Raw genomic sequence first — 18,497 nt, forward strand, 5'->3', positions numbered from 1 at the left:
GCCCGGCATTCATATCGAGGTTGGTGAGGTTAGGTCATGTCCGGTAGGGAGATCATCGAGTCGGTCGAGTTCGCGGGGTCGCAGATGGTGCCACGGTACACGGAAACCGAAGGGGGGCAGCTGGTTACGCCGGAGTTCCTGGCGCTGATCCAGAATGTGCTCAGTGGGCGGTTGCAGGAGATGCCGGAGAGCGAGGCACTGGATCCGGAGGTGAAGGCGCTGGCGGAGGAACTGTCGGTGATCCACCTGCCCGCGTGGCAGCGCGGGGCGGGTACGACGGCCGACCCGACGGTGACCGGGATCAAGCAGGCCGCGCGGGTCGCGGAATATCTTGTGCGGCGCGGGGTTCGGGTACATCCCGAACTCGAGGAGATCCGCTGGACGCCGACCCCCGGAGGGCAGCCGGGCGCCTTCGACACCGGACTGCACATCCACCGGGACGAGAACGGTCACTGGCCCGTGCCCGACCCGGACAGCTTCTACGACGTGGACGATATCGACGTCACGCAGGTGGAGGACGGCACCTGGTGTGCGGTACATCCCCGCGGTCTCGCCTTCGAGGCGCCGACGAAATCGGAGGCGTACGCGGGCATGCTGGCCCAACTTCGCGTCCGTATCGAACAAGCCCGGTCACGCCGCGATTGACAGCATTTCGGCGTGAACTGATCACGTCCTACAGTCGTGCGTTCGCTGTGAAGATCCCGCTCGCCGAAGCACTCCGGGAATCCGGCCCGCGCCGCTCGGTTTCGGCTCAACCCCCGACTCGGTCCCGTTCCTGACGTGCGCCCGAATCCTTGCCGAGGGCGTTGTGCGCATATTGCCGTCGACCTGCGCAGCCCTGGTATCCCTGTCCGCCGGATCTTCGATGGAGCGAAGCGTCGAGCAGCCCGGAGGTGACCGAGGGCCGCCACGGCGCGCTCTCGGCCGTTGGCGGAATCGCCTGTGCAAGTGCGGTTCCGATCACCGGTGCGAGCGCGGCGACAACCCGGCTGACCTCGGATGTCGACCTTCGGCGGGCCTTTCGACACCGGTCCGCACGTCCACCCGGTCGGGGCGGGTGTGTATTCGTTGCTGACTCAGAGAGGAACTGCCGTGGATCCGACGTGGATTCGTGAACGGGAGAATTGGTTCTCATCGATAGTTCTGGATGCCTCGGCCCGGGAAACCCCCGATATCGCAGGCGTTCCCGATGCGAGCCGCAAGGTCCACAATTTCCCGGGCATGACCCCGGCCACCGCCGCGCGCATGATCGAGCGGATCGAGGCGCGGCGAGCGATGGTGGAATCGGTGCTCGCGCCCCGGCCGGTGTCGCAACAACACGCGGGTTTCGTCTCGAAGGCGTCTCCGGGGTACGGCGATCCCGGCATCGTCGCACCCGGTGGAGATTTCCCCGGCGACAAGATGCCCGAAGTACCGCCGAACATTCCGCCGGGCACGCACCGGGTGCCGGAGGTGCCCGACGAGAACGGCAACACGAAGTTGCCCTATCGCTATGAGGACGGTCCACCCCCGCCGCCCGATCAGAACGACAACAAGGGCGGTGCGGGCGGCGGCGCGGCCGGTGGTTCGGGCAAGGGCGGTTCGAAGGGCAACGGCAACGGCAACCGCGAACAAACCAAGCCGCCGTGGCCGAACAACGGCGCCGATATCGGGCCGCCAGGAACACAGCCGGGCACCGAACAGGGCAAACCGTACACACACGTGGATCCCGAAGGCAATTGGGATGAGCGCTATCCGCACGGTGATCCGGTACCGGTTCCCTCCGAGCACACGCTGCCCGATCCGTCGTTGTCCGCCGAGCCAGACCTCAAACAGGCCCAGCAGAATCCATCGCCTGCGGAATCGGCGACGCCGACCACGCCCGCCCAGCCGGGGGCGGGAGGGTCAGGGGGGTCGCAGTCGCAGCCGACACCGCAGACAAGCGAGACCCCCGGCGGCGGAACACCGTCCACGACCGATCCTTCCGAAAATGGTGGGGATTCGCCGGGAGCGGACGGGGCCGAACCGGCAGTGTCCGCCCCGCAGCAGGCACCGTCCGCAGAGGAGGCTCCGCAACCCGAGAACCCCGAATCGAAGGAGCCGCAGCCGTATGAGGGGCCGGGGTTCCTGCTCAGTCTCGTCCCGGTCGTCGGGTCGGCACTACAGGCGTACGCCGATTTCAAGAACGGTCGCTGGGTCTGGGGTCTGATCAACGTCGCCTTCGCGATCAGCGATCTGTTCCTGGTCAAGAGCCTGTTCACGGTCGGTGGAAAGCTGTTGTGGAAACTCGGCCAAACCCTGCTGCGAGATCCTGCCGCTATCGGAAAGGCTCTGGCCGGAATGGTCGAGGGCATCGGCGCAGGCATCGGCAAAGCCGCCGAGGCCGCAAAGAACGGTATCGGGAACGCGTACAACAAAGCCAAAGAAGTCCTTGGTGGGATATTCCGGTCCGGAGGTAGGGAGTCGGCCGACGATGCGGCCCGCCGGGCTCAGGAGGAGTTCGCGGAGCAGCAGTGGCGCGAGGCCCTGGAAAGATCTGATCAATGGAAGCCGAATAATGGTCCCCGCCGGAAACCTGTATGGAAACGCAGCGGGGATGGGTTCGATGATCTGCGAGAAGATCTGGAAAAAGCGTTTGACAGTATTCCGAATACCCCGGCTTCGAAGCAGCGGACACATGCTTCTGCGGTATACGAGTCCGGGGACGGAACGAAGATCCCCTCTCGAGCCTCGAGTGGACAAGACAGCTTTCTCGATAGAAAAAACGTTCAGATGCCAGGGGGGGCACGAGAACCGGGCGAAGCCGTAGATCGATTCGACTGGTCGACAGTAAACGGCGTCCCCAGAAATGCCGATGCGGAATTGAAGATTCTCGAAGACTTGCGAACCAAGCTCAGGCCGGACTCCGGTGGACGGATTCGAATGGTGGTCGATTATCCCGGTGGGGATAAGATGCACCTCGGTGAGGATATTATCTGCTCCTCGTGTCAGGGCGTTCTGGCGCAGTTCACAAGAGAATTTCCTCGTGTTAGTATCGACATTCGCGATATGTACGGAAGACGACTTTTCGAGTATATTCCTAGATGAGAGGATTGCGGTGCCAGGGGACTACGGTGACGAGGCTGCTTCTTCGGAGATCCGTTCGATCTTTCGTGAGCTAATCGCGTTTGGAATGGATAGCTCGCTTGTGTGCGGAGTCGGTGATGCAGATATCGATGCTATGGCCCGTTCGCAGAATGTTTCCGAAATTCCGGCTTCGCTCAGGGAGGTTTACCGTCTAATAGGCTGTCGGGCCGATAAGTTCAATATTATAGGCTCGTTTTCGGTGGCAGGCCTTGATGATGCTGCCAAACGTATTGCGCTGGAGTCGGTCGAGGAAATTCCTGCCGGGGACAGCCCGCTTAAGGATCCGGGTAATCTCTTCGTCGCGGTGTCATATCAGGGAGAGTGGTCGATTGTGGTGGACGGTGCTGATCTGAGCCATCCGAACCCGCCGATGTGGGGCGTCTCGGAGTCCGGAATGATTGTCGCATATGAATCGGTTACCTCTTTCTTTCGAGGGTGTGCGGTAGAGATCAAGAATTCGGTAGATCGTCAACAGTCGAGGACGCGGAACTTCTGAAAGGTCCATTCGATACTACTGCCAAAGATGTCGATGATTATTTGGAGGTCCCGGCGTGGCGGAGAGCGCGGCCGAAGCGACTGCGGAAGCGGAGATCGGCGCCATAGTGGATCGACTGATCTCCTATGGCGAGGGGCCCGGTGAATTACGGGGCGCCACCGACGCCGAGATCGATGCCGTGGCGGCGGCGCAGAACGCGTCCGCCGTACCAGCCGCCGTTCGCGCCATCATGCGGGCGATCGGTATCCAGCCGGGGATGTTCCACATCGTCGGTGCCTTTTATCTCGGTGCGCTGAATTCCGATTGGAAATCTCAGGTGCTCGAATTCCTGGACGAGGTGCCCGCGGACCGGTACCCGCTAGAGGACACGGAACACATGCTGGTGATCATGGACTCCCAGAGTGCGTACGCCGCCGTCGTCGACGGCGCGCATCTGACGGACCCGGATCCGCCGGTGTGGGGAATCTGGGAGAATGGTGACATCGTTCGCTACGACTCCGTCACAGAATTCTTCCGAGAATCAGCCCAAGGCGTTCAAGACCTTATCGACCTGGTACGGAAACGTCAGGATGCGCTGCGCCGACACTGAAGGCCAAAGCTTGCAGACCGAAACTGATGCGCCCGATGATGCAACTCCCTTTTGACCATGGCGGGATACAATGTTCGAATACCACGGCTGGGTTACAGTCCAGCACTCCGCTAGCGACGAGAGTGACGCTCAACTTGAAGGAGCTTATCGCGCGGCGGAGGACATCGTCCGCAGTCTGATGTCGGGGCGAGGATTGGCCGATATTCGAATAGTGAATGGTGTGGCTCAAGTACACCTGGCCGGGTTTCTGAACCGCCGTGGATGTGAGGGTGAGGAAGTTATTGATTCCTTTTGCGGAATCGGAACTGTGGCACCCGGTTCGTACGGGATGATGTATATCCGGGACGATGAAGATCGCTCAGGGTTGGGCAACGAGTTTCAAGTCCTGGTTATGAGGCAAGGTGTGACTGCTGTCGTTCGCGATACTCATCTGTCGCCTTGCATCCCTATGATCGAGGATGACTTCTGAAGATCACATGATCGGCGAATAATTCGAAGGAAGCTCGGAATGGATTGCACCAGGGGTGAGATGGTGGCTATTGCCGCGATCAATGAGATTCTGGAACAGCTGGTCGCATATGGAATGGAACCCGAAAGCCTGCGTGGAGTTACCGATGTCGAGATCGATGCGATGGCGGCGGAGCAGAACGCTCCTGCGGTTCCTGCGGCTGTCCGTGCGATGATGCGCGCGATCGGCGCCAAGCAGGGGGATTTTCAAATCGTCGGTGACTTCTATCTCGGAGCGCTCGACACGGAATGGAAATCTCAGGTTCTCGAATTCTGGGACGAGGTTCCAGTGGAGCGTCGCCCATTCGAGGACTCGGAACACATGCTGGTGATCGCGGATTACCAGAGCTCGGCTGCGGCGGTGATAGACGGTGCCCGGTTGACGGAGCCGGATCCGCCGGTCTGGTGGATCGCGGAGGATGGCAGCGTCGATCGAATCGATTCGGTGACCAGGTTTTTCCGTGGCGCGGCAAGGGGTGTCGAGTCCTTGATCGACCGGAGGAGAGAGCGCCGCGGCTCGTCGGGCTGACGCAGGCGAGGTTTCCAGTTCTTCGGTATTTGACCAATGGTTTGAAGGAAAGAGTCATGGGATGAATGAACGAATCCTGTTCCCCGATATAGAAGAAGCGCTGGTCGCGTATCTCGTCACGGAACTCGCCGCGGCATCCGACAGTGCGGAGGTCACGACAGTCGTACCGGATCCGCGGCCGGCCAGGTGGGTTCGGGTGCGCCGTGACGATCGCAGGCGGCGAATGGATCGGGAGGACGATCAGGGCAGCCGCGGACCGCGGCTGATCCTGGATCGTCCCCGTGTGGTCTTCGAGTGCTACGCCGACGGCGGCGCTGCCGCGGATCTGGCGGCGCTGGTGCGCGCGATTCTGGCGGGCGCGTCGCCGGGATATATCGGAACGGTTTGGTGTGACTTCATCGATGACGCGGGCGTCGTGAGTGAAATCGACCCGGCGACATCGGAACCTCGGCAGGTGATCACCGCCGACCTGTGTGTGCGGGGCACTGTCCTCGCCTGACTCCCGAAATTCGCGGAGTGACAACTGAATAATTCATCCCGAGGGCCTGCGCAAAGATCCAAGGGAGAAAACAATGGCACTGCCCTCCAGTAAGTTCATCGGGGCCGGTACGCCGAATATCGCCGTTACGGGCGGTGTCCTGGTCGCGCCGATCGCCACCGCACTGCCGACATCGGCGTCCGGAAGTATCAACAGCGCGTTCAAGGCGCTGGGATACGTCTCCGAGGACGGCATCGAATCCAAGGGCGAGCGGAAGGTCGAGTCCGTGAAGGACTGGAACGCCGATATCATCGCCCAGCTCCAGGTCGAGCACTCGGTCCGCTTCGCGCTGACCCTCTACGCCGTGTGGGACAAGGATGTCCTCGGTGAGGTGTTCGGCGCCGACAATCTGACCGTCACCGCCGCGACGCCGACCAGCGGCACCCTGGTCAAGGTGGAGGAGACCGGTTCGGTCCTGCCGCAGCGCGCGTGGATCTTCGACATGCTCCACGACACCAAGAAGCTGCGCATCGTCCTTCCCAACGCGAAGATCTCCGAGATCACCGAGAACCGTTTCGTGTCGGACGAACTCGCGGGCTTCCGTATCACCGTCGAGGCGTTCAAGGACGACGCGGGCGTGAAAGCGTACCGCTACCTCGACGACGGCGTTCTGAGCGCCTGACAGACCCCCAGTGGCGGCGGTTCACAAACCTACGCGCAGGCCCGGCCGCCGCCGCTGGGCCTTTCGATCCATACCTGCGCGACCTATCGAGAAAGGGCCTGCGACATATGTCCGCGACCACCCGTACGGGGACGGCTGACCCCGCCGCCGTGAAATACGACTTCGTCCGCGACATCGACGGCGTAGAGGTGCGCTTGCCGTCGCTGTCCTATCTGCGGCCGGGGCTGATTCGACGGATTCGGAAACTCGGTGACGTCGACGCCCTGTACACATTGCTGGAATTGGTGCTGCCCTCGGATGCTCTGGCAGCCGTCGATGACATGAATCCGGACGACTACCGGCTGTTCCTGGATGCTTGGCGTGCACATTCCGGGGTCAACCTGGGGGAATCCTAGGCCTCGATGTGCTCGTCGAAGAGCACAGCGAGGCAATCGAATTCGATTTGATATCGCTCGGTCTGCGGTTGCGCATGCTCGGCACCGAAGAATTGACCTGGCGTGATCTGAAAGCGGTGATCGTCTGCGCGCCAACTGATTCCGCGTTGGCGCGGGTGCGTCGACCCGATGAGCACCAGTGGGGGTTGGAGCAACACCTGCTGGCCGATATGGCGGATTCACTGCGCTGGCTTGTCTGGGCGAAGACCAAGGATGCGCAGCGCGGCCGCAACCAGCCCGAGCGCATACCCCGGCCGGGTTTGAAGTCGACCGCTGAACGTTACGGCACGGCGGCATCGATCGTGGATATGGACGACTTCCTCGGCTGGTAGTAGGTCACCGCGGCCATTTCTCACTCACTTTATCGAAGGTTTTGCCAGGCAAGTGAAGGGTTCAATTCATCATGGTAGATGGGAGATCTGCCGGTAGGGCGCTCGTCGACGAATTGTCGCCGGGGGCCATACCGGATCTGGTCGACATGGTCTCCGGCGTGTCGGGAGCGGGGCAGACGGCATCGGGCTCGGCGGCGATGGGGGATCGCGATACATTGCTTTCGTCGGCGGCCGACATCACGGTGGCCGCCGCTCTTGGCCGACTCGATGGGCTCGCCACCACCGATCTGTACGCAGGTGACGCGAACAACGCGATTCAGAAGCTCGGCTCCGGGCTCACGGACTTCTCGGCCCAGGTGCTCTCGGTCGGTGGATTCATCGGCGACGCGAGTGACCGCCTCGCCCGGATGACGGGCGACAGTTGGTTCCAAGCGGCGCCGTCGACCGGTTCGGCGGCGCGGACAGTCGCGTCGACAACCAAGGCCGGTGGCGGCGCCACAGGCGGATCGACATCGAGTGCCACGCCGACGTGGTCCATGCCGGGTGGGGTCGATGTCGCCCGACTGCTCACCGGGGGCGGGAACGCCACGGCGGGTGGTTCATCGAGCGCCACGGCGATTCCGATGATGACACCGGAGCTGTCCGCCCCCACGGACGTGATCCCCGGCGGCGTATTCCCATTCGGTCCCGCCACATCGGCATCGCCCGGTTCGGACGCGGGATCGTTCACGACACCCGTCGGTGGCCTCTCCGATCTGGCGCCGTATCTCGGTGTCGGCGCTCCGGCGGTCACGTCGGGCGGTGGGCCGATGCAGTTGGCGGGAGACCTTGCCGCGGGAGCCCAGACGCTTGTCGCGTCGGCGCTCGGCTCGAACGCCTCGGGTGCGACCGCGAGTCCGGGTGTCGATATCGCGGGAATCGCGGGCAGTGCACTGAGCGGTGCGCTCGCCGGTGCGGGACAGAGCGGTCTGGTTGGCGCCGTAACCGGCGGACTCGGTGGACTCGCCGCGTCCGCGGGCAGTCAGATCGGTATGGCGATCGGAACCGCGGTCGCGCCCGCCCTCGGGTTCGCCGCGCCTTTGGCGCCTGTTATCGGACAGATGCTCGGATCGATGGTCGGCAGCACCGCTGCGCAGGCGCTCGCGGTGCCGATCCAGTATCTGGGTCAGTCCGCGAAAGAGGTGATCGGCACCGGATTCGGTCTCACCGATCTCGCCGAAGGTCCGGGTGCGCGAACAGCTCGCCAGGACATCTACAACTTCAACGGCATGGACCCCAAGAGCGCCGCCATAGCGGTGGAGCGGGTCAATCGGCGCCGGACGCTGGCGCAGCAACGCGGAGGAGGGCTCGGTCGATGACCCACCAACTATTGGAGACACACGACACCAAGGTCGTCGTGTGGGATGTCAACGGCAGGGTGTGGCATCTGTCCGGGGTGAACGCCGGACGCGAAGGAGTGCGGCTGTCCAAACAGACCGGCTTCATGTTCACGCCGGTGCAGCTGCTGGTTTCGGAGGGCGCGCGCCAGGACGGCGCCACCTTCCAGCGCTCGGTGCGTTCGAAGAAGGAATGGGATTTCCTGGTCGTGATCTCGCCGACCGCGAAATCCGCCGCGGCCGTGCCGGTTCGGGATTTCCTCGCGGTGCACGACGCGTGGTTCCGCGGTTGGTCCACCGACAAACCGGTGACCGTCGGCTACTACACCCGTCATCAGGGCTGGCGCTTCCAGCAGGCGCAGCTGGACGCGGCGCCCGAACCCGTCGGCGATGTCGATCCGGCGCGCAACGCGTTCGCGGTCTACAAGATGTCGGCCACCGCGATGGACCCACTCGAGCACCACTTCGAGGAGACCTCGGTGTGGACCGACACCGCCGGGCTCGGCGAAGGCGTGGTCCGCGCGCGCAATGCCGCGGATCAGCCCGCCTGGCCCCGATACACCATGAACGGACCGGGTCGCTGGTCGATTCTGGACCCGGTCGGCGGCGACACGCCCCGTTTGGTGCAGACCCCGCTGCTCGGCGCGAACGACACGCTGCGCATCGACACCCATCCTCGGCGCCGCACCGCGCGGCTCTACACCGATGACGCGCCCGCGGGCCGGAATGTGTGGGCGCAGTTGGCCGGTCGGCACTGGTTGGCATCGCTGCCGCCGTGGAGCGCCACCGACATCACCGTGCAGGTCGAGGGCGGGACGACCGCGTCGAGTCTGATCGTCTCGGTTTCGCCGCGATCGTCGAGGCCGTTCTGATGAGCGAGACCTGGGATCCGCACGCCGAGGCGCGGCGGATGGACGACGCCTACCGGTCCGAGCAGGCGCAGGCCCGCGACAACGAAGTGCTGGTGCGCTATTGGGACAAATCCCTGCGCGAGATCGGCGAGGAGCACAGCTATCTGTCGTTGGAGTTCACCTATCCGCGCAATGCCGCGGGTGGACTGAAGATGATCTGTCCGCGCGACATGGTCCACTTCGACCACCTGTTCAACAACAAGGACGGCGAAGACGCGACCATCCCGATCACGGTGAACACCAAGGGTTTCCGCTGGGACGGCTACATCACCAAGGCCTCGCTGGTGCGCGACGAGAACGGTGTGGAGACCGTCGACATCGAAGCCATCCACGCCTGGAACCACATCGCGACCATCTGCTGCTGGGCCTCCCCGTTCGCGCCGATCCTCGCGCAGTTCCCGCGGCACATGATCCAGTTCGGCCCGGTACGCACACTGGTCACCACCTATCTCACCGTGAATCTGATGCGGTTGCAGGCGCCGGGCTGGGCGCCGACGGATGTCGGTGACGATCCCGACTGGGACGGCGTCGGCAGCACCCTGTTCCCGATCGCGGTGGTCCCGGTCGATCCGTCCACCGACACCAGTCGGTGGAGTGCGGCCTCGGCCCGCTTCGACATGGCCGACAAACTGTTCATGCCCATGCTCGAGGACTCGGGCGTCATGCTGACGGCCCGGTTCTTCCTGCCCGGCGAGGACGAACAGCCCGCGCCGGACTGGTTCTTCCTCGACCGGCCGACCGTCGTCCTGGAAACAGTCGACAAATCCGGCATCACCGGCCCGACCGGCACGCTGATCGACGGCATCACCTCCTGGCTGGAGGAATTCCTCGACGACGGCACCACCCCGAAGCGGTACCCGAATCTCGATTCGACCACCGAATACGAGGCGGTCTACGGCCGAACCGGGCCGCTCGGCACCGTCCAGAACTTTCCGTGGGTCTGGTATTTCGAGGGCGAGTACTCCGGCATCGGGCCGTCGGAGGTCGCGCTGCACAAGCCGACCGCGACCGATGTCATCGTCGGCGGACGTTCGCCCGGCTGGGTGAACGCCGGTATCGAGATCGCCATCAAGGGTCTGCTGTCGCTGATCGGCCTCGGCTGGCTGTATCGCGGTCAGCTCAACGACGTGTTCCTGGCCTGGATGGTCTACCGGGACATGGACCGGGTCCGGCGCGCCGGACCCTACGCCTTCCGTGAGCTCTACATCACCGGCAGCGACAAGGCTTTCACCCTCGACGGTCTCGTCGCCGCCCGCCAGGGCTTGCACCTGACCCGCGGCTACACCAGCCACAAGGTGACCGTCGAGGACAACGCGCCGTACCTGCTCGGCAGGGATTTCGGGCTCGGCGACCAGATCGGATTCGCCCTCGATCAGCTGGTCTTCACCGACTACGTGACCGAGTTGACCTTCGTCGACGATCGCGAGACTCCCGCGACCTGGCAGATCACCGTCGGTGACGGCTCGGACGAGGAGGATTCGGTCGTCAAGGCGTGGCAGCGGCTCGGCCGGGTGGCCGCCGCGATCAAGGATCTCGCCACCGATGTCGGCGCCGACCTCGACCTGCTCATCTTCTGACCTTGTCGCCGTGAGGAGAAAACATTGGCAGACATCACTTTTCCAGCGCACATCACCGTTCGCAGCGATCCCGACCCCGACGGCGTGCCAGTCATCACCGCCGATGTCGCGGTGGCGGGCGACGCCATCGACCTGCCGCTGCCGACCGGGCCGCAGGGGGAGCGCGGGCGACTCGGTCTGCCGCGCAGCACCTTTCGCAAGATGGGCGCTATCGCCGACGCGGCCGCCCGCCCGAGCGGTCTCGGTCCCGAGGATCGAGGCAAATGGTGGCACCGGCTCGACGACGCCGGTATGGACGTGTGGACCGGTACGGCATGGCAGCATTCGCCGAGCGCGGTCGGGGCGACGGGGCCGGCGGCCGACGCGAACGTGATCACCGTCACGCAGACCAAGCACGAGGCGAAACTCACCAATGCCGCGGTGGTCTTCGAAGGATCGACCGCGGCCCAGGAACTCTCGGTCACCGTTCCGGCCGGACCGCGCGGACCCAAGGGCCCGCCCGGTGCGTCCGGCGCCATCGCAGACGCCGCCGATTACGACGGAACCTCGGGTCGGTCGGCGGGCGGTGTCCTCGGCTATCAGCGCAGCTCGCGCAAGTTCCGGCCGCTGGCCGCCCCGCTGGCCCGCGGCCCGTGGGCCTGGTACGACACCGATTTCGCCGCCGACCAGGCCGGTGGCTCGGCCCAACTCGTCGCGGGCACCTTCACCATGCCCGCGCAGCCGTTCGAGTGGCGGCCGGTCGTCCACGGCCACCTGCTCGCCTACTGCCAGAACAACGGCCAGCAGGCCACGCAGATCAGCGTGCGGCTCATGCATTCCGAAGGGCAGATCGTGGCGACGGCGCTGCCCGGCGTCAGCGGCAGCGGCTATCTGATGGTGCCGTTCTCGCCCACCTACAGCGACGAGGACATGGCGAAATCGCTGTCGCCGAGTTCGACCTTCGCCACGGTTCCGGCGGGACAGCCCATGAACCTGGTCCTCACGGTCGACCGGATCAATGTCAGCACGACCAGCACCGGCGAGATCGGCTATCAGCGCGCGGGCGCCTCGCTGGTCGCCTACGCCGTGCCGACCCAGGCAAGGAGGTGAAATGTCCACAGTAGGTGAATATTTCGAATCGACGATCATCCGCGGCATCGACGAGCGGATCGGCACGCCCGGTGTGGTGCAGGCCATGCACGGCACCCCGCGCGACGGTGCGCTGGAGCTCATGACCGGCACCGCGGGCCCCGGGGGAGACGCGGGCCCGGCGGGATATCCGTTCCGCTGGGAAGGCGATATCGCGGACCGGGGCGCACTCAACGCGCTCGCGGCCGGACTCGGTCTCGCGCACGCGGGCAAGGCGTGGCGGGTGGTCTCAACCAACACCCTGATGTATTGGAACGGAACGAGTTTCGACTCCTTCGCCGAAGCGTTCGGCGGTATGGGCCCGGACGGCCAACCGTGTTCGATCACCATCGGGGCCGTCGACACCGGACCCGTCGGCAGTGATCTCCAGGTCACCGTCACCGGCGCCCCGCCGAATCTCACGCTCTCGCTGACCGTTCCGCGCGGGGTCAAGGGCCTCGCGGGTGCGGACGGTCCGCCCGGACCGCTGCGCCAGGCCCCGGACTACGCCGACGGCACCCACATCGATCGCGCGGTCCCGGTGTGGAACGACGTGACCCAGAAGTGGACGCCCGCCGCGTATCCGGGTCTGCGCGGCCCGTGGTCGCTCGTCGAGGCCACGGCCTGGGACGGCGGCGCGGGTTTCGCCGCCTCGCAGACCAATGTCGCGACCTCGCCCAACACCATCGCGCAGCTGAACATCCCGGCGCAGGACACAGCATGGCGACCGGTCCTGTCCGGCGGTGTCGCGGTGCGCACCACCGAGGCGTCGAGCAGCTTCACCACGCGCGTCGACGCCGAGGTGCGGATCGGATCCAACAGCGGCCAACTGGTCGGGATCGGCATCGGCTGGCCCTTCGGACTGGAGAACTACAACCGCTTGCGCCCCTACTTCGGCGCCAGGATCACCGATCCGACCGGGTCGGTGGGCGTGATCACGGCGGGCACCGCGGTGACCCTGTACGTCGTGCTGCGACGGGGGCAGGGCAGCTCCAACTACACCTACAACCGGACCGGCGCGCAGATCGTGTGCTGGGCACAACCAGTGGCGGCATCATGACCGACGACCAGAACATCGTCTTCGACGACGACATCATGATCACCATGCGCGGGGTGTCCGACTCGGTCGGTCTGCCCTACACGGTGAACCCGATGGAGATCGTTGACCGTCAGGCCCTGGTCGAGATCCGCGAGGGCCCGACCGGCCAGGTCGGACCGGACGGCGACCCGGCGTGGCCGTGGCTGTGGCAGGGCGATATCGCCGACACCGCGTCTCTTTTCGCCCTCGCGCCGACCACCGCCGACGCGCGCAAGGCGTGGCGGGTGGTCGCCGAGAACAGTGTCTACTACTGGACCGGACTCGAATTCATCGCGTTCGCCGACGCTTTCGGCGCGGCCGGACGCAAAGGCGCGCCGAACGTGCTCACCGGGTCGGGTGTCACGGGCGCGACCGGATCTGCGGCCGCCGCCGAGATCATCGGCGCCGCACCGAATCAGCAGCTGCGCATCACCTTCCCGCGCGGTGCGACCGGCGACGCGGGCGCACCCGGCGGCCCTGGCCGCATTCAGGATTCCAGCGATATCCTGATCGACGACGACCATCCGCTCGGTCAGGACTACGTGCTGTCCTGGAGCACCGCGCTCGGCAAGTTCCGTCCGGTGCCGAGTCCGGCGCCCGCCGGGCCGTGGGCCATCGCAAGCAACCAGTTCACCGGCGGCACAAACCTTTCCGAGGCGGTGCGGACCGTCGCCACCGCGACCATTCCGGCCCAGCCGGTGCCGTGGCGACCGCGCGTCGAGGGCGGGCTCACCGTCCAGACCCACGTCGCCGCCCTCGGCGCCGCGCGCTGCGATATCGAGGTGCGCATCGGCAGTCCCGAGGGCGAACTGGTCGGCTACGGCTACGCCCTCGGCGCAAGCAATATCGTCCGCTCGCCGATCCTCCCTCGGTTCGAGTACGTCCTCGCACCCACCTCGACGCTCGGCGTCGTCCCCGCGAACCAGACGACCACGCTCTACGTCCTCGTGCGCCGGGTCGGCACCGCGAACTACAGCATCGTCACCACCGGCGCGCAGCTCATCGTCTACGCCGAAACGGTCTAGCGGCGAACGCCTTCCACCGAGTCACCGGGCAGTCGCGCGCGACTGCCCGCCGTCCGAAAGGCATTGATCCATGGCTGATCTGCCCCCACTGAAATACGGAAAGGTCGTCGGGCGCTTCCTCGCCAACATCAGCGACGGCCCCGACATCGGCGACCTGCCCGAATTCCCGCCGCTGAGCGGAACGGTGACCTTCCTCGCCGAAGCGCCGAAGGTGCTGGTCGCCGCCGCGCAACCCGCCCCGGCGACCTACGTCCAGCTGCCCGAGCACTACGAATGCTCGCTCGACGAATTCGGCTACCTCACCTGGCGCGGACGCCGCGGGGTGCGGCTGGTCGCACCGAGCGCCGACACCAACCCCTCGGACTGGACCTGGCGGGTCACCTTCGACCTGTCCTACGACGGTGCGCGGGTTCCGCTGGAGTCCTTCAGTTTTCACGTGCCCGAATATGTCGCGGGACCGGATGCCGAGAATCCCGACACCGGGTCGATCGGCCTGGTCGATCTCACCCTGGTCTCGCCCGTCCCCGCCTCCGCGGGTGACGCGGTGGTCCTCGGACCGCGCGGCGAGGGCCTCAAGATCGACGGCCGGGTCGCCACCTATTCGGCTTTGCCCGCGACCCCCGCCGAAGGCGCGCAGTACGTGGTCGCCGCCGACAACCTGCTCTACGTGTATCACGCGGCTGCGGGCGGGTGGCTGCCCAACGGCCAGGGAGTCGTCATCCGCGGACCCATCGGCGCGAGCGACTGGGCGAGCATCTCGGGTAAGCCAACGACATTCGCCCCGATCATCGGCGCCACCGCGACCACCGCGGTCGCGGGCGACGATCCGCGCCTCACCAACGCGCGCACCCCCGTCTCGCACACCCACCCGGCCGCGCAGATCTCCGATTCGACCGCGACCGGCCGTTCCGTGCTGACCGCCGCCGACGCCGCGGCCGCCCGCACCGCCATCGGCACCATCGCGAGCACCGACACCCGGCTGACCGACACCAGGACCCCGACCCTCACCGGCCAGATCTACGACATCGCCCTCAAATCGCACGGCGGCAATCGCGCCACCGGCGCCGGGAACATCATGCCCGAGGGCCTGCGGTTGGAACGCAAGGTCACCGTCAGTTCGGTGACCTACCGCGGCGAGACCGCGGGCACCGGCAACCTCGTGGTGGAACTGCGCCAGAACGGCGCCGCGGTGTCGGGCACGTCGGCGACCATCGCCGCCGCCAATCACGCCGCCGACACCACGGTCACCGGAACGTGGGTGTTCAACGCGGGCGACCGGATCACCGTCTACGTCACCACGGCCGACAGCCCGGCCGGGAAGGGGCTGCAGGCGAGCCTCAAAGGGGTGACGTCCTGATGCCGTTCGTGATCGCGGGTGGGACGGTCCCGTTCGAGGCGACCTCGATGAACAAGAACGGCACCTGGCAGCTGATCGGCGGCAGCGTCTGGACCCAGGTGCCGACCTGGACCGCCGACACGACCGGCTATCCCGGCTCGGTGGTCGTCGGCAACGCGTTGCAGATCTCCGGAAACAAGTCGGCGGCGCTCATCCAGGCCAATCTGCCGTTCTCGGGCGGCTTCTCCGGAAGTGCGAAACAGCAGGCCCGAATCTTGGTGGACGGCGCCGTGGTCGCCACCGGATCCCAGGTGACCGGCACGTCGGGAACGCTGACCGCGTCGGCGACCGTCGACGTGGGCGGCGGATCGGTCGTGACCGTCGAGGCATGGACCGACCAGACGTCGTTCATGGTCACTCTCGCGGCCACCAGTTACGTGCGCGTCACCTGATTTTCAGCACCCCCGGAAGAAAGGCGGAGAACTCATGTCGTGGACAGGTGATCCGGTATGGCTGGCCGACGCGTTGCGCGAAGAGGGTTTGCGCGTCGTCGAATTCCCCGGCTGGCGCGAACGCGGCCACGGAGATTTCGGCGACATCTGGGGGGTGATCGCGCACCACACCGGCGGCTCCACCACACCTCCGTCGGAAATCGCTTACGGCCTACCGACATTGGAAGGGCCACTGTCGCAACTGCATCTCGCGCGGGACGGCGTGGTGACGGTGGTCGCCGCAGGTGTGGCCTGGCACGCGGGCCGCGGATCGTGGCCGGGTCTGCCGGAGGACGACGCCAATTCCCACACGATCGGCATCGAGGCCGCCAACAACGGCACCGAAGGCTGGTCGACGGAGCAATACGACGCCTACGTGGGATGTTGCGCGGCGATTCTGCGCAAGCTCGACTACGGGGCCGATCGCGTGATCGGCCACAAGGAATGGGCCGGACCCAAACAAGGTAAATGGGATCCCGGCGCCATGGATATGGACCAATTCCGCGCGGATATCGCGGAGCGTTTGAAAGGCGGTGTGCTGATGGCACTTTCCGATCAGGAGCAGCGCGAGCTGCTCGACAAGTTGCGCCGGGTGCATTTCGAGTTGACCTACGGATTCCAATCGCGGGTATCCGATTCGGAGTATCGCGACACCGTCGCGGGCTACGTGCTCAACGCCGACGCCGCCGACTACCGCACCGAACAGCGCTTGAAGGCACTGGAACTGAAGATCGATCGACTGCTGTCGACCGCCGTCGAGGAGAAACGCTGATGCGCATCGATCGTCTGCCCGAACCGGCCCTGATCCGGTCGGTGCTCGTCGCCGTCACCGGCGTACTCGCCTATTTCCTCGGCCATTCCGTCGACACCGCGTGGATCGAGGGCGTACTGACCATCTACGGCCTGCTGACCCCGATCATCGCGGGCGTGCTGATCCGGCCCGCGGTGACACCGGTCACGCGCCAGGACGGTGGCAGGTGACGACGTCCTCATGGTTGAGCCCCGAATTGGTCCAGGCATCCGGCATGGCGATGGCCACGGTGATCGGCGCCGTCACCGCTTGGCAAGCCCGTGAGGTCAACAAACTCCGCGCCCGCGTGGAATCCCTCGAGGCCCAGGCCGTCGACGACAAGAGACGCTTCCGCGACGCCATCCGCCTCATCCGAGCCCTCCAGGACCACATAGACGAACTCCGACTGTTCCTCCGCATCCACGTCCCCGGCCAGGATCCCCCCGAAGCCCACTACAAAATCCCCGCCTCCCTCGAGGAGGAACTCTGACCGACCAGTCGACTGCACCCCCGATCTCGATTCGACGGCCACGCACGACATGTCAATTTCGAGAGGACCAGCGAAACGGTATCCACAGGGCGATCAGCAACGCGTTGTGGGCGGCCGGCGCCATCGTCATCACCGGTATCGCGGCGTCACTGTTCACCGCCTGCCTCAGTGATGTCGCCGCTGCGGGCGGGGTGGTCGTGGTGGTCGGCAATACCGTCAGAACCATCAAATCCGTGTACGACAGCATCAAGATCTGGCAGGTTCTCGCGGCCGCCGCCGCAGCGACCGGCGCCGCCGCTGTCGTGACGAATTTCGACAAGGTCCCCTCGGTCGGTGACACCAGGAGATGCAGAACGCCCCGGTGAAAGCAGGAGTGGTGAACAGGAAGGGTAAGCCGATATGAGCACCTACCAACGGCTGGATCCGATCGAGCGCGACGAAGCGACTGCGCTCCTCGAGTCCGCTGAGGGGCCGGTGGTCGTCGAGACGATCCTCCGTCTCGCGTTGCACGACCCCGACGGGGAATGGGTCACCGAACGTGCATTGGCCCTCATCGACAACCCGAGCGCCGACGTACGCAATAGCGCCGCCACCGCCCTGGGACACATCGCCCGAATCCACCGCGGTATCGACCGCGAGCGCGTCGTTCCGACCCTGCAACGCCTTCTGGACGACCCCGAGACAGCAGGGCGTGCAGAAGATGCCCTCGATGACATCGCGATGTTCGCCCGACCCGACACGGGCGCAGTCTGACGCTCTCTCCGTTCGTGCAGATTGCAGTCGGTATCGCTGAGCTGGTCATGATACTGCTGGTTGCCGAAGCTTCGCAGGCGCCCGTAGCAGGAAGTCTCCTCACCGCAGTCGCAGCTCGACACCCGATCGAGAGCCGCCGAAAGAACCTGGTCCAGATTGTTGGCGATTCCACGGCAATTCTTCGCCGAGGTGATTCCAGATGTAGTCGTAACGCCGTGAGGTGATGGGTTTGCCGGTGTGGTAATGCAGCAACTGTTCCGAGCGCGGATTTCGGCGTTCGGTGGCGTGCTCGTGCAAATGCTGCATCGTCGCCGCTGGTGGCGGCGACGGTGAAGATCTCGGTCAACTGATTGGACGGGGAATCGCGTACCGGTGTGATTTGCGGCGGACCGGGCGGGTCAGGTGGCGGGC

The 18,497-nt window shown here is 65.3% G+C and carries 23 protein-coding genes; all 23 read left to right on the plus strand.

Annotated elements, in window-relative coordinates; translation table 11 throughout:
* Positions 1–36 precede the first annotated feature (36 nt).
* The 23 genes from IT779_RS11935 to IT779_RS12045 all read left to right on the plus strand — a co-directional run bounded on the left by IT779_RS11935 (position 37) and on the right by IT779_RS12045 (position 18,086).
* Positions 37–645 (plus strand): hypothetical protein, encoded by a 609-nt coding sequence (locus tag IT779_RS11935; RefSeq protein WP_196149336.1) that lies wholly within the window; start codon positions 37–39, stop codon positions 643–645.
* A gap of 447 nt (positions 646–1,092) precedes the next feature.
* Entirely contained in the window at positions 1,093–3,066 is a 1,974-nt protein-coding gene (locus IT779_RS11940) for a hypothetical protein (RefSeq protein ID WP_196149337.1), read from the plus strand.
* Between the two features lie 10 nt (positions 3,067–3,076).
* Positions 3,077–3,601 (plus strand): hypothetical protein, encoded by a 525-nt coding sequence (locus tag IT779_RS11945; protein WP_196149338.1) that lies wholly within the window; start codon positions 3,077–3,079, stop codon positions 3,599–3,601.
* A 55-nt stretch (positions 3,602–3,656) separates the two neighbouring features.
* Positions 3,657–4,190 carry a hypothetical protein gene (locus IT779_RS11950; protein ID WP_196149339.1) on the plus strand — a complete coding sequence of 178 codons (534 nt, stop codon included), beginning with the start codon at positions 3,657–3,659 and terminating at the stop codon, positions 4,188–4,190.
* 70 nt (positions 4,191–4,260) lie between these two features.
* Entirely contained in the window at positions 4,261–4,659 is a 399-nt protein-coding gene (locus IT779_RS39050) for an Imm7 family immunity protein (protein ID WP_196149340.1), read from the plus strand.
* Positions 4,660–4,698: 39 nt separating this feature from the next.
* Positions 4,699–5,226, plus strand: coding sequence for a hypothetical protein (locus IT779_RS11960; RefSeq protein ID WP_196149341.1), 528 nt, complete (start codon positions 4,699–4,701; stop codon positions 5,224–5,226).
* Positions 5,227–5,287: 61 nt separating this feature from the next.
* Positions 5,288–5,725, plus strand: coding sequence for a hypothetical protein (locus tag IT779_RS11965; RefSeq protein ID WP_196149342.1), 438 nt, complete (start codon positions 5,288–5,290; stop codon positions 5,723–5,725).
* Between the two features lie 73 nt (positions 5,726–5,798).
* Positions 5,799–6,386: a phage tail tube protein gene (locus IT779_RS11970; RefSeq protein ID WP_196149343.1), complete on the plus strand. Its 588-nt coding sequence runs from the start codon at positions 5,799–5,801 to the stop codon at positions 6,384–6,386.
* Positions 6,387–6,493: 107 nt separating this feature from the next.
* Positions 6,494–6,781 (plus strand): hypothetical protein, encoded by a 288-nt coding sequence (locus IT779_RS11975; RefSeq protein ID WP_196149344.1) that lies wholly within the window; start codon positions 6,494–6,496, stop codon positions 6,779–6,781.
* Positions 6,782–6,789: 8 nt separating this feature from the next.
* Positions 6,790–7,152 (plus strand): DUF5361 domain-containing protein, encoded by a 363-nt coding sequence (locus tag IT779_RS38495; protein WP_198428415.1) that lies wholly within the window; start codon positions 6,790–6,792, stop codon positions 7,150–7,152.
* Positions 7,153–7,223: 71 nt separating this feature from the next.
* Positions 7,224–8,510: a hypothetical protein gene (locus IT779_RS11985; RefSeq protein ID WP_196149345.1), complete on the plus strand. Its 1,287-nt coding sequence runs from the start codon at positions 7,224–7,226 to the stop codon at positions 8,508–8,510.
* Entirely contained in the window at positions 8,507–9,400 is an 894-nt protein-coding gene (locus IT779_RS11990) for a phage tail protein (protein WP_198428416.1), read from the plus strand. The genes IT779_RS11985 and IT779_RS11990 overlap by 4 nt, the downstream gene beginning before the upstream one ends.
* On the plus strand, positions 9,400–11,016 hold the full coding sequence (locus tag IT779_RS11995) for a Gp37-like protein (RefSeq protein WP_232541663.1): 1,617 nt from the start codon (positions 9,400–9,402) through the stop codon (positions 11,014–11,016). Before IT779_RS11990 ends, IT779_RS11995 begins: the two co-directional genes overlap by 1 nt.
* A 24-nt stretch (positions 11,017–11,040) precedes the next feature.
* On the plus strand, positions 11,041–12,105 hold the full coding sequence (locus IT779_RS12000) for a hypothetical protein (RefSeq protein ID WP_196149346.1): 1,065 nt from the start codon (positions 11,041–11,043) through the stop codon (positions 12,103–12,105).
* 1 nt (position 12,106) lies between these two features.
* On the plus strand, positions 12,107–13,183 hold the full coding sequence (locus IT779_RS12005; protein ID WP_196149347.1) for a hypothetical protein: 1,077 nt from the start codon (positions 12,107–12,109) through the stop codon (positions 13,181–13,183).
* Positions 13,180–14,226, plus strand: a complete 1,047-nt coding sequence (locus tag IT779_RS12010) for a hypothetical protein (RefSeq protein ID WP_196149348.1) — start codon at positions 13,180–13,182, stop codon at positions 14,224–14,226. Before IT779_RS12005 ends, IT779_RS12010 begins: the two co-directional genes overlap by 4 nt.
* Before the next feature lie 70 nt (positions 14,227–14,296).
* Positions 14,297–15,583 carry a hypothetical protein gene (locus tag IT779_RS12015; RefSeq protein ID WP_196149688.1) on the plus strand — a complete coding sequence of 429 codons (1,287 nt, stop codon included), beginning with the start codon at positions 14,297–14,299 and terminating at the stop codon, positions 15,581–15,583.
* Complete coding sequence (locus tag IT779_RS12020; protein ID WP_196149349.1) at positions 15,583–16,014, plus strand: hypothetical protein; 432 nt, start codon at positions 15,583–15,585, stop codon at positions 16,012–16,014. Before IT779_RS12015 ends, IT779_RS12020 begins: the two co-directional genes overlap by 1 nt.
* Before the next feature lie 34 nt (positions 16,015–16,048).
* Positions 16,049–16,825, plus strand: a complete 777-nt coding sequence (locus tag IT779_RS12025; RefSeq protein ID WP_196149350.1) for an N-acetylmuramoyl-L-alanine amidase — start codon at positions 16,049–16,051, stop codon at positions 16,823–16,825.
* Complete coding sequence (locus tag IT779_RS12030) at positions 16,825–17,034, plus strand: hypothetical protein (RefSeq protein WP_196149351.1); 210 nt, start codon at positions 16,825–16,827, stop codon at positions 17,032–17,034. Before IT779_RS12025 ends, IT779_RS12030 begins: the two co-directional genes overlap by 1 nt.
* On the plus strand, positions 17,031–17,333 hold the full coding sequence (locus IT779_RS12035) for a hypothetical protein (RefSeq protein ID WP_196149352.1): 303 nt from the start codon (positions 17,031–17,033) through the stop codon (positions 17,331–17,333). Before IT779_RS12030 ends, IT779_RS12035 begins: the two co-directional genes overlap by 4 nt.
* 104 nt (positions 17,334–17,437) lie before the next feature.
* Positions 17,438–17,698: a hypothetical protein gene (locus tag IT779_RS12040; protein ID WP_196149353.1), complete on the plus strand. Its 261-nt coding sequence runs from the start codon at positions 17,438–17,440 to the stop codon at positions 17,696–17,698.
* Positions 17,699–17,732: 34 nt separating this feature from the next.
* A complete protein-coding gene (locus tag IT779_RS12045) occupies positions 17,733–18,086 on the plus strand; it encodes a hypothetical protein (protein WP_196149354.1) in 354 nt (117 codons plus the stop codon).
* Positions 18,087–18,497: the final 411 nt, after the last annotated feature.

Origin of the sequence: Nocardia bovistercoris, from assembly GCF_015674855.1 — a bacterium.
GTDB classification, from domain to species: domain Bacteria; phylum Actinomycetota; class Actinomycetes; order Mycobacteriales; family Mycobacteriaceae; genus Nocardia; species Nocardia bovistercoris.

Coding starts and splice junctions, on each gene's coding strand:
- IT779_RS12010 (WP_196149348.1), top strand. CDS start 13,180: ATGACCGACGACCAGAACATCGTCTTCGACGACGACATCATGATCACC.
- IT779_RS12030 (WP_196149351.1), top strand. CDS start 16,825: ATGCGCATCGATCGTCTGCCCGAACCGGCCCTGATCCGGTCGGTGCTC.
- IT779_RS11970 (WP_196149343.1), top strand. CDS start 5,799: ATGGCACTGCCCTCCAGTAAGTTCATCGGGGCCGGTACGCCGAATATC.
- IT779_RS11990 (WP_198428416.1), top strand. CDS start 8,507: ATGACCCACCAACTATTGGAGACACACGACACCAAGGTCGTCGTGTGG.
- IT779_RS11985 (WP_196149345.1), top strand. CDS start 7,224: ATGGTAGATGGGAGATCTGCCGGTAGGGCGCTCGTCGACGAATTGTCG.
- IT779_RS12005 (WP_196149347.1), top strand. CDS start 12,107: ATGTCCACAGTAGGTGAATATTTCGAATCGACGATCATCCGCGGCATC.
- IT779_RS12020 (WP_196149349.1), top strand. CDS start 15,583: ATGCCGTTCGTGATCGCGGGTGGGACGGTCCCGTTCGAGGCGACCTCG.
- IT779_RS11960 (WP_196149341.1), top strand. CDS start 4,699: ATGGATTGCACCAGGGGTGAGATGGTGGCTATTGCCGCGATCAATGAG.
- IT779_RS11965 (WP_196149342.1), top strand. CDS start 5,288: ATGAATGAACGAATCCTGTTCCCCGATATAGAAGAAGCGCTGGTCGCG.
- IT779_RS11935 (WP_196149336.1), top strand. CDS start 37: ATGTCCGGTAGGGAGATCATCGAGTCGGTCGAGTTCGCGGGGTCGCAG.
- IT779_RS11995 (WP_232541663.1), top strand. CDS start 9,400: ATGAGCGAGACCTGGGATCCGCACGCCGAGGCGCGGCGGATGGACGAC.
- IT779_RS11975 (WP_196149344.1), top strand. CDS start 6,494: ATGTCCGCGACCACCCGTACGGGGACGGCTGACCCCGCCGCCGTGAAA.
- IT779_RS12025 (WP_196149350.1), top strand. CDS start 16,049: ATGTCGTGGACAGGTGATCCGGTATGGCTGGCCGACGCGTTGCGCGAA.
- IT779_RS12015 (WP_196149688.1), top strand. CDS start 14,297: ATGGCTGATCTGCCCCCACTGAAATACGGAAAGGTCGTCGGGCGCTTC.
- IT779_RS39050 (WP_196149340.1), top strand. CDS start 4,261: ATGTTCGAATACCACGGCTGGGTTACAGTCCAGCACTCCGCTAGCGAC.
- IT779_RS12045 (WP_196149354.1), top strand. CDS start 17,733: ATGAGCACCTACCAACGGCTGGATCCGATCGAGCGCGACGAAGCGACT.